The following is a 1,482-nucleotide window of genomic DNA, read 5'->3' as shown; positions in this document are numbered from 1 at the left end:
CGCTTGAGTCAGCCTTCCTCGTCGATACTTCCTATCAACCCGTTTTTGAGTCCATGCCAGGATTGATGCCTGTAAGACCAGTGCTGCAAGCGATTTCAGCCCCAAAATACGCGCCAGGAGCTGCGCGATCTTCTTCATGTTCTGGGCAGTCGCAGCCAACAGACATTGCTCGCGGACCTTTGACAGCCCTCGCAATCGAGCATAGCGATGGCCATGCAACTGCTTGGCATCCGCGAACGAGCGCTCCACCGTCTCTTGCCGTCGTTTGTACAGCGCCTTGCCCCAAGGCGTTAATCGGTTTTGGTCGACTCGTTCTTTGCAGTCCTGCCAAACATGGCGGGTGAGCACCTTGACGTGGTTAGCGCTGCGCGTGCACTGACCAAGTAGCGGGCAGTCTTTGCAGTGAACCGGGTTGGACTTATACTCCCGGTAGCCCTGCCGGTTGGTGGTGGCATAGATCAGTAACTGTCCCTCAGGGCAGCGATAGGTATTGGTTTCCGGGTCATAGGTGAAGGCGCGCTTGGGAAGATAGCCCTTGGGCTTGTTGGGGCGTCGGTAGCCCATCACGCCATAGATGCCCCGGTCTTCCAGGCCCTTGCAGAGACCCGCCGTGTAGTACCCCGCATCCAACCCCACACCCCAGACGTCAAAACCGAAGCGTTCTCGCTGGCGGTCCAACCGATCGAGGTAAGGCCGGCTGTCATGGAGATTGGCCGGGGTCGCGTAACTGTCTGTGATGATGGCATGACGCCCATCCACCGTCCGGTGGTCCAGATAGAAGAAGCCTTTGGGTTTCCCTTCCCGCACCATGTAACCGCTGTCCGAGTCGGTACGACTCACCTTGGTGTCCTTCATTTTGGGCGGCTGCTCGGACAGCTTCGTTTTCAGCGGCTTCTTGCCATGAGCCTTGCGGTCGCTCTCGATCGCCTGCTCCAGACTCTCCAGGTAATCCACCACCTTCACTTCCGCCTGTGCCAGGTCGTACTTGTTCTTGTTGGCGTTGGCCTTGAGGTGGGTGCTGTCGGTGTAGAGCACTTCGCCACCAACCAGGCCGTACCTCATGGCCTGAAGCACGATCTCATCGAAGATCTCCTGATAGATGTGGCTGTCATGAAAGCGACGACGGCGGTTCTGGCTCAGCGTGGAGGCATCTGGCACCTTGTCGGTCAGGTTGAAACGCAGGAACCAGCGGTAGGCCACATTGACCTGAATCTCCCGCACCAGCTGCCGCTCACTGCGGATACCGAACAGGTAGCCCAGAAACAGCATCTTGAACAACACCACCGGATCAAGGGCCGGGCGGCCGTTGTTCGCGCAATACAGGTGCCGTACACGCTCACGAATGAACTCGAAATCAATGGCGTGATCGATTGAGCGAAGCAGATGGGTTTCAGGAACCAGGGACTCGAGACAGACCATCTCGAGTTCGTGTTGTTGTGGGGAGGGCTCTTTGAGCATGGGGCAGCCTCTGGAAAGTCGCTG

General features: G+C 57.8%; 1 protein-coding gene. It reads right to left on the bottom strand.

The genetic code is table 11. The features are described from left to right. Positions 1-1,458, bottom strand: a 1,458-nt coding sequence (locus MLD24_RS21450; protein WP_248169371.1) for an IS1182 family transposase, incomplete at its 3' end; no start/stop codon positions are given. Positions 1,459-1,482 lie beyond the last annotated feature (24 nt).

Origin of the sequence: Marinobacter xestospongiae (genome assembly GCF_023156385.1) — a bacterium.
GTDB lineage: Bacteria > Pseudomonadota > Gammaproteobacteria > Pseudomonadales > Oleiphilaceae > Marinobacter > Marinobacter xestospongiae.
This window is presented reverse-complemented; position numbering and strand designations above follow the sequence as displayed.